The organism is Sphingomonas sp. (genome assembly GCF_031380695.1).
Classification (GTDB): domain Bacteria; phylum Pseudomonadota; class Alphaproteobacteria; order Sphingomonadales; family Sphingomonadaceae; genus Sphingomicrobium.
The window spans coordinates 1-8,529 of sequence record NZ_JANMWY010000110.1 but is presented as its reverse complement, the minus strand read 5'-3'; the positions used below and the strand labels follow the sequence as shown (position 1 = coordinate 8,529).

General features: G+C 66.0%; 7 protein-coding genes and 1 pseudogene. 4 read left to right on the top strand and 4 right to left on the bottom strand.

The genetic code is table 11. From position 1 onward, the window contains the following. The 4 genes and pseudogenes from RMN84_RS04155 to RMN84_RS04140 form a co-directional block, all read left to right on the top strand. A partial coding sequence (locus tag RMN84_RS04155) for a zinc-binding dehydrogenase (RefSeq protein WP_309610939.1) occupies positions 1-395 on the top strand: 395 nt, incomplete at its 5' end. 16 nt (positions 396-411) lie between these two features. Beyond that, a pseudogene (gene acs / locus RMN84_RS04150) lies at positions 412-2,336 on the top strand (acetate--CoA ligase). Between the two features lie 5 nt (positions 2,337-2,341). Beyond that, on the top strand, positions 2,342-2,878 hold the full coding sequence (locus RMN84_RS04145; RefSeq protein WP_309610938.1) for a DUF3833 family protein: 537 nt from the start codon (positions 2,342-2,344) through the stop codon (positions 2,876-2,878). Between the two features lie 2 nt (positions 2,879-2,880). Further along, complete coding sequence (locus RMN84_RS04140) at positions 2,881-4,566, top strand: MFS transporter (protein ID WP_309610937.1); 1,686 nt, start codon at positions 2,881-2,883, stop codon at positions 4,564-4,566. On the opposite strand, the gene RMN84_RS04135 is transcribed toward RMN84_RS04140, so the two are convergent. The 4 genes from RMN84_RS04135 to RMN84_RS04120 form a co-directional block, all read right to left on the bottom strand. Then, positions 4,567-5,934, bottom strand: coding sequence for an alpha-amylase family glycosyl hydrolase (locus RMN84_RS04135; RefSeq protein ID WP_309610936.1), 1,368 nt, complete (start codon positions 5,932-5,934; stop codon positions 4,567-4,569). It lies immediately after the preceding gene. Positions 5,935-5,939: 5 nt separating this feature from the next. Beyond that, positions 5,940-6,551: a bifunctional 4-hydroxy-2-oxoglutarate aldolase/2-dehydro-3-deoxy-phosphogluconate aldolase gene (gene eda / locus RMN84_RS04130; protein ID WP_309610935.1), complete on the bottom strand. Its 612-nt coding sequence runs from the start codon at positions 6,549-6,551 to the stop codon at positions 5,940-5,942. Next, positions 6,548-7,519 (bottom strand): glucokinase, encoded by a 972-nt coding sequence (locus tag RMN84_RS04125; protein ID WP_309610934.1) that lies wholly within the window; start codon positions 7,517-7,519, stop codon positions 6,548-6,550. The genes eda and RMN84_RS04125 overlap by 4 nt, the downstream gene beginning before the upstream one ends. After that, positions 7,512-8,529, bottom strand: a 1,018-nt coding sequence (locus RMN84_RS04120) for a dihydroxy-acid dehydratase (protein ID WP_309610933.1), incomplete at its 5' end; no start/stop codon positions are given. The genes RMN84_RS04125 and RMN84_RS04120, both read right to left, overlap by 8 nt.

Genomic DNA, 8,529 nt, shown 5'->3' with positions numbered 1-8,529 from the left:
ACGACGTCATTCTGTCGACCGACTCCGCGCAAATGAAGGCTGCGACCAAGCGGTTCGATTTCGTTCTGAACACCATCCCCGTGCCCCATGACATTCAGCCCTATTTGAAGCTGCTCGGGCGATCGGGCCGGATGGTGCTGGTCGGGGCGATCGGGCTCATGCCGGAGTATAACAGCCTGAATTTGCTGTCGATGAACCGGGCGGTCGGCGGATCGGCCATCGGCGGCATCCCTGAAACGCAGGAAATGCTTAATTTCTGCGCCGAGAACGGTATTTATCCTGAATGCGAAATGATCCGCATGGACGAGGTTAATACCGCCTATGAGCGGTTGCTGAAGAACGACGTCCGCTATCGCTTTGTCATCGACATGGCTACGATGGACGCCGCCAGCTGACAGGAGCCACCGTGCCATGAGTGAAGCCGTCGTCCCCGTTCCCGCCGGCTTCGACGCCCGCATTGGCCCGGCGGAGCTGGCGGGGCTTCACGATGCGTTCGCCGTTGATCCGGACCGCTTCTGGCTCAGCGAGGCGAAGCGAATCGACTGGCTTCGCGTGCCGACCATTGCGGGAGACTGGTCGTTCGCGGCGGAGGACTTCCACATCCGCTGGTACGCCGACGGCCAGCTCAACCTCAGCGCCAACTGCCTCGACCGCCACCTCGCGACACGCGGTGACAAGGTCGCGCTGGTCTTCGAGGCGGACGAGCCTGGCGACGGTCGCACCCTCACCTATCGCGAACTGTACGAGGAGACGTGCCGCTTCGCCAATGCGCTCAAGTCGCGCGGCGTGAAGCGCGGCGACCGCGTCATGATCTACATGCCGATGCTTCCCGAGGCGGCAGCGGCGATGCTCGCCTGCGCGCGGATTGGCGCGGTCCATTCGGTCGTGTTCGGCGGCTTTTCGCCCGAAAGTCTCGCCGGGCGGATCGCCGATTGCGGTGCGGTCGCGGTCATCACCGCCGACGAGGGACGCCGCAGCGGCAAGGCTATCCCGCTCAAGGCCAACGTCGACAAGGCGCTCGAAACCAGCCCGGTCGATACCGTTATCGTCGTCCAGCGCACTGGCGCCGAGGTGCCGATGGTCGATGGCCGCGATTTCGTCTGGACTGACCTTCGCCTGACCTTCCAGCCCGAATGCCCGCCCGAGCAGATGAACGCCGAAGACCCGCTGTTCATCCTCTACACATCCGGATCGACCGGCAAGCCCAAGGGCGTCGTCCACTCGACCGGCGGCTACGCCACCTGGGCCGCGACGACGTTCGACTGGATCTTCTCACCCCGCGAGGACGACATCTTCTGGTGCACCGCCGATGTCGGCTGGATCACCGGGCACAGCTACACCGTCTACGGCGCGCTCCTCAACGGCGTCACCAGCGTGATGTTCGACGGCGTGCCCAACTACCCCGACCATGGCCGCTTGTGGGAAACGATCGACCGGCTCGGCGTCACCATCCTCTACACCGCCCCGACCGCGATCCGCGCCCTAATGCGCGAGGGTGATGCGTGGGTGACCAAGCACAGCCGCGCGTCGCTCCGCCTGCTCGGCACGGTCGGCGAGCCGATCAACCCCGAGGCGTGGGACTGGTACTGGCGCGTGGTCGGCGACATGCGCTGCCCGGTCACCGATACCTGGTGGCAGACCGAGACCGGTGCATCCTGATCGCCAACTTCCCCGGCGCGATGGACATGAAACCGGGCAGCGCGACCCGCCCCCTGCCCGGCGTCGAGCCGCTACTGGTCGATGCCGAGGGCCGGGAGCTCGACGGCGCGACCGCCGGCAACCTGTGCCTCCGCGCCAGCTGGCCGGGTCAGATGCGCGGCTTGTGGGGCGACGAGGATCGCTTCTTCCAGACCTATTTCACCGCCTATCCCGGGCTCTATTTCACCGGCGACGGCTGCCGCCGCGACGATGACGGCTATTACTGGATCACCGGCCGGGTCGACGACGTCATCAACGTCAGCGGCCACCGCATCGGTACCGCCGAAGTCGAGAGCGCACTCGTCGCCCATCCCAAGGTCGCCGAAGCGGCGGTCGTCGCGGTGCCGCACGACATCAAGGGCCAGGCGATCCACGCCTATGTCACGCTCAACGCCGGCGAGGAGGGCCATCCCGACCTCCACAAGGAGCTCAACGCCGGAGTCCGCCAGCACATCGGCGCGCTCGCCATCCCCGAGCGTATCCAGTTCACTCCGTCGCTGCCCAAAACCCGCTCCGGCAAGATCATGCGCCGCATCCTCCGCAAAATCGCCGAGGGGCAGAGCGACGGCTTCGGCGATACGTCGACGCTCGCCGACCCGGGCGTCGTCGATGCGCTGGTCAAGGGACGTGGCCAATAATGCCAATGGACACGACTCCGCTGTCGCCGCGTTGCTTCCCCATGCGCATAGCTCTTATTCTCGTCCTTGCTCTAACCGCGTGCGATGCAAGCGACCTCACAACAGCCGCCGTGGGATCGGGAACGCTCGATCCGGTCGCCTATTTTAACGGTCGGGCCGAGGGGCGAGCGCAACTTCACAAGCTGATTGGCGGGTCGGAAACAATCCTCGTCCATTCGACCGGTCGCACCGACAGCAAGGGCGGCGTGTATCTCGACCAGCGGATTGAAGAGGAAGGCAAAACCTCGCGGATCCGCCACTGGCATCTGGTTCCCGCTGGGCCTGGCCGCCTGACAGGAACTCTGACTGATGCCAACGGTCCGGTTGAAGCGCGCTATGCAAAAGGCCGTCTCGACATCTCATATCCGATGAAGGGCGGCCTGAAGGCGACGCAGGTTCTGCTCCTACGGACCGACGGCAAGACGATCGACAACCGGCTGACCATCAAAAAACTAGGCATCCAACTCGCCCGTCTTGAAGAGGTGATCACAAAAATTCGATAGGCTTGCAGCACACGGCCGAATTGCTATCGCTGCTCCAGAGGGGAGCAGAAATGGCGGGGTCAGGACAAGCGGAATGGGGGATGGCGCGGGTCGTTGCGGCGTCGTCGGCCGGCACTGCCTTCGAATGGTATGATTTCTTCATCTTCGGTTCGCTGACCGCGATCATCTCGAGAACCTTCTTCGCCGCCCTTCCCCCGACCGCCGCAACCATCGCCGCGCTCGGCCTGTTCGCGGCCGGCTTCGCCTTCCGCCCGGTCGGTGCGTTGCTGTTCGGATCGATCGGCGACCGCATGGGGCGCAAGGGCGCGTTCCTGATCACCGTCAGCCTGATGGGCGGTGCGACCTTCCTCATCGGCCTTTTGCCGACCTACGCCCAGGCCGGCTGGATCGCCCCCGCCCTGCTGATCTTCCTGCGCATCTGCCAGGGGACCGCGCTCGGCGGCGAATATGGCGGGGCGGCGATCTATGTCGCCGAGCACGCGGCAGCCGACCGGCGCGGCTGGTCGACCAGCTGGATCCAGTCGTCGGCGGCGTTCGGACTGCTCTCGGCGCTGCTCGTCATCCTCATCACCCGCACCGCGCTTGGTGAAGAGGCGTTCGCGGCGTGGGGCTGGCGCATCCCGTTCCTCGCCTCGTCGATCCTGCTCGGCGTGTCGATCTGGCTGCGCACCAAGCTCGGCGAGAGCCCGGCGTTCGTCGCGTTGCAGGAAGCAGGCGAGGTCACCAAGGCCCCCCTGCGCGACGCCTTCGCCGACCCGGCCAGCCTGAAGCGCGTGACGATCGCCTTTCTCTCGATGATGTGCGCGCAGGGCTCCGTCTGGTACTCGACCTTCTTTTACATGCAGGTGTTCCTGGAAAAGATGGTCGGTCTGCCGGGCAAGACGGTCAACGAGCTCGTGATGATCATGACCCTCGTCTCTGCCCCGCTTTATGTCCTGTTCGGCTCTCTGTCCGACCGTGTCGGACGCAAGCCGGTGATGCTGGCAGGCATGACCATCGCGCTGATCGCCTATTTCCCTGGCTATCACGCGATTGCCGACGCCGCCAATCCGGCGCTCGTCATGGCGCAGGCGAGCACCCCGGTGACCGTCGTCACCGACCCTGCTACCTGCTCGGTCCAGTTCGACCCGGTCGGCACGCGTCATTTCGCCAGCGGCTGTGACATCGCCAAGAGCCTGCTGGCCGGATCGGGCATTTCGTATCGCGACGTCGCTTCGACCGACGGCAAGACGGCCATCGCGGTCGGTGGCACGCTGCTGCCGGTTTCCGACGGGACCGGCCTCGACGGCAAGGCGCTCAAAGCCCTCAGGATGGCGACCGGCGACAAGCTCAAGGCTGTGCTGACCACCGCCGGCTACCCGGCCAAGGCCGACCTCGCCGCCGTCGACTGGTTTACGCTCATCGGGTGGCTGTTGCTATTCACCACCGCCGCGACCGCGCTCTACGGCCCGATGGCGGCGGCGCTGGTCGAGCTGTTCCCCGCCCGCACGCGCTACACCGCGATGAGCCTGCCCTATCATGTCGGCACCGGCTGGGTCGGCGGATTTCTCCCCGTCACCAGCTTCGCCATCGTCGCGATCACCGGCGATCTGTACGCCGGCCTGTGGTACGCCTTCGCATTCACCGCCATTTCGGTCGTCACCACCCTGTTCTTTCTGAAGGAAAGCAACGGGCAGCCGCTCCGCTGATCAGAAGCGGCGGGTGAAAATGCGGCTCGTCCAGGGTGCAATTGTCAGGCTGCTGCCCTTGTCGAGCTTGACCGTCGCCCCACCCTCCTCGCGCCAGTCGCCGGGGTAAGGGACAGCATCAAGCGTCGCGGTGATCCCTGCCGCGCTGTAATTTTGCGCGACCAGCACGGCGTCGCCGCCCTTGGCGCGGACGAAGCTGAAGACCTTGGCCGGTTCGCTGTTGACAACGTGCACCATCCGCGCGCCCCACGGCGCGTTCCACAGCGCAGGGTGGGCGTCGCGCAGCGCGATCAGCCGCTGATAGTCCGCCCGCTGCGGCGCCTCCTTCCACACGATCGGATCGCGTTCGAAGAATATCAGCCGCCGGTCGTTCGCGGCTTCTTGACCGTTGTAGATCAGCGGGATGCCCTCGCCGGTAAACTGCAGCACGGTCGCGTTGGTTAGCGCCGGGCCGTAGCGCTCATACTCGGTCCCGGCCCAGCTGTTCTCGTCATGGTTCGACGTGAAGACCATCCGCTGCGCCCCGCTCGGCCAGGCACTTTCATTTTCGCTAAAATAGCCAAACAGCCCGCTAACGTCGCCCCTGCCCTGGCCGATCGCCATCAGCGGCTTGGCCCAGTCCCAGCCATAGCTGGCGTCGAACGCGCTCATGTGCAGGTCGCGCTGGCCCCATTCGGCCAGCATCCAGACCGGCCTGATCGCGCCGGCGTCGCGCCGCACCTTGGCCCAGAAATCGGGCGGGACATAGCCGGCAACATCGCAGCGAAAGCCGTCGATCCCGGCCTCGCGGACGAACATCAGCATCGATTCTTCCATGTAGCGGCGCAGCCCGGGCCTCGCGTAATTAAGGTCGACGATGTCCGACCAGTCCCACCATGGCGTGGGGTGCATTTTGCCCTGCCAGTCATGTTCGTACCAGTCGGGATGCTGGGTCACGAGCGCATTGTCCCAGCTCGTATGGTTAGCGACCCAGTCGAGGACGACGTGCATGCCCTGCGCGTGGGCAGCGGCGACGAACGCCTTGAGTTCGGCCATCGTCCCGAGCTCGGGGTTGACCGCGCGATAGTCGCGGATGCTGTAGGGCGAGCCCAGCGTCCCTTTACGGTTCGTCACTCCAATCGGCTGGACCGGCATCAGCCACAGGATGTCGACGCCGAGCGCCTTCAATCGGGCGAGCTGCGCCTCAGCCGCCTTGATCGTGCCTGCGGGCGTGAACTGACGCGTATTGATTTGATAGATCACCGCTTTCTGCGACCAGGCAGGGTGCTTGACCCCTTCGAAGCTGGCGGGCGCGTAGGGATCGGTCTTGGCCGAGACTGGGGCCGCGATCATCGCCAACGCCGCCACCGCCAATGTCAGATGTTTCATGATCACTACCTCAATTGGGCTGCCGTCTTCGCCAGCACACCGATCTTCGCCATGCTCCATTCGCCCTTCGGCACGACCCAGCTGCCGCCGACGCACAGCACTGCCGGATCCGCCAGCCATTCAGGAGCGGTGCCACGGGTGATCCCGCCGGTCGGGCAGAAGCGCGCATCATAGAACGGCCCACAGAGCGCCTTCAACGCCGGCAACCCACCTGAAGCCATCGCCGGAAAGAATTTGAACCGATCGAGCCCCATCTCCATCCCGCGCATGATGTCGCCCGAATTGGCGACGCCGGGGAGGTAGGCGACGCCACTGTCGATCGCGGCGCGGCCGATCCGCTCGGTCAGGCCGGGCGAGACGATGAATTTGGCCCCCGCATCGATCGCGCGAAGGAGCTGGTCGGGATCGAGTATCGTCCCCGCGCCGACTACGGCACCGGACACGCCCGCCATCGCGGTCATCGCCGCCAGCGCACCCGGCGTGCGCAGCGTGACTTCGATCACCCGCAGGCCATTGGCGACCAGCGTCTCGGCCAGTTCGACCGGGTCCGGTCCGTCTTCGTCGATCACCAGCACCGGGATGACCGGGGACAGGCGCATGATCGCGTCGATGTTCATGGATGATCCTTCGCGAAGGCCGCCGCGGCGCCGTACAGGCCCGGCTGCGGGTGGGTGATGAGCTTGACCCGGATCGCCTCCATCCGCCGCTCGAACCGCCCCTTGGCGATGAAGCGATCGGCGAAACCCGAGCGCGGCAGATGGTCCTTGATGCGCAGGCCAAGTCCGCCGGCGATGACGACCGCATTCGCACCATGCGCCAGCGCCAGGTCGCCCGCGACCGCGCCGAGGCACAGGCAGAAACGGTCGAGAGCCGCCGCCGCCAGCGCGTCCTGGCCGTCTAGCGCGGCGGCCCAGAGTGGCTTGTCGTCCTGATGAACGATCGCCACGCCCTCGATCGCCGCCAGCGCCTGGTGGATATTGACGAGTCCTGACCCGCAGACAATTCGCTCGACCGACACCCGCCGGAAATTGCGCCGCAGATGGGCCAGCATCTGGTCCTCGAGGCTGTCGAGCGGGGCGAAATCGATGTGCCCGCCCTCGGTCTCGAGGACGTGATAGCCGCCGCCTTCGCGCAGCAATGCCGCGACGCCGAGCCCGGTGCCGGGACCAAGGATCGTCGTCACGCCGTCGCTCGGCAGGCCCCCTTCGGGGCCGCACAAATGGTTGAAATGCACGGAGCCGAGTTGCCCGACGGCATGCGCCACCGCACCGAAATCATTGACGATGCGGTAGCGCTCGACGCCCAGCTTCTCGTGCATCAGCGCCGGGCGGATGACCCACGGATTGTTGGTCAGCTTAAGCAATTCGCCGCCGACCGGGCCGGCGAAGGCCATGCCCAGCGCGGTGGGCAGCGGCTGACCGATTTGCCGCCCGAATTCCTCCCACGCGGTGCGGAAGCTGGCGTGATCCGCAGTCTTGAGCGTGACCGGATCGCCCAGCGACACGACCCGACCCGCGTCGATCTCGGCCAGCGCGAAGCGAGCGTGGGTGCCGCCGACGTCGGCGACGGCGATGGTTTCAGCCAAGCGACTGCTCCATCTGGCGAAGCATGGCCGAGGCGCCGTGCTCGGCATTGTCGGCACCATGCCGCATGAAAGCGAACAGCTCGCGCCCGGTGCCAACCGGGGGTGGTGGTGGTGCCGCAGGCTCACGGGTGGCGAGGTCGATGCCGACCACTTCGAGCGTCCCTCCATGGCCACATAGCCGGACTACATCGCCGTCGCGCAACCGGCTCAACGGCCCGCCGCCGAGCGCCTCGGGCGAGCAGTGGATCGCCGCCGGGACCTTGCCCGACGCCCCTGACATGCGCCCGTCGGTCACCAGCGCGACGCGGAAACCCTTGTCCTGAAGCACGCCCAATGGCGGCGTCAGCTTGTGCAGCTCGGGCATGCCATTGGCCCGCGGGCCCTGGAAGCGGACGACTACGACAACGTCGCGATCGAGTTCGCCGGCTTTGAACGCCGCGACGACCTGGTTCTGATCGGAGAAGATCCGCGCCGGCGCTTCGATCGTCCATCGCTCGGGCACGACCGCACTGGTCTTGAAGGTCGCGCGGCCGAGGTTGCCCGTCACCAGCCGCATTCCGCCATCGGCAAGGAACGGGTCGCTGGCGGGGCAGAGCATGTCGGAGTTGGTCGAGGTGGTCACCGGCTGCCAGCTCAACTCTTCGCCAAGTTCTGGGGCGCAAGCATAATCACGCATCGCGTCGCCCCCGGCGGTGACCACGTCGCCGTGGAGCAGCCCGGCTTCGAGCAATGTGTGCGTCACAAACGCCATCCCGCCGGCATGGTGGAAGTCGTTTACGTCGCCCGATCCATTGGGATAGACTCGCGCGATTAGCGGGACTGCCGCCGACAGCGCGTCTAGATCCTCCCAGTCGATGATGATCCCCGCCGCGCGGGCCATCGCCGGGATATGGATCGCGTGGTTGGTCGATCCGCCGGTCGCCAGCAGGCCGATCGTCGCATTGACGATGGCGCGCTCGTCGACAACGTCGCACAGCCGTCGCGACTTGCTCCGCGCGAGGTCGGCCAGC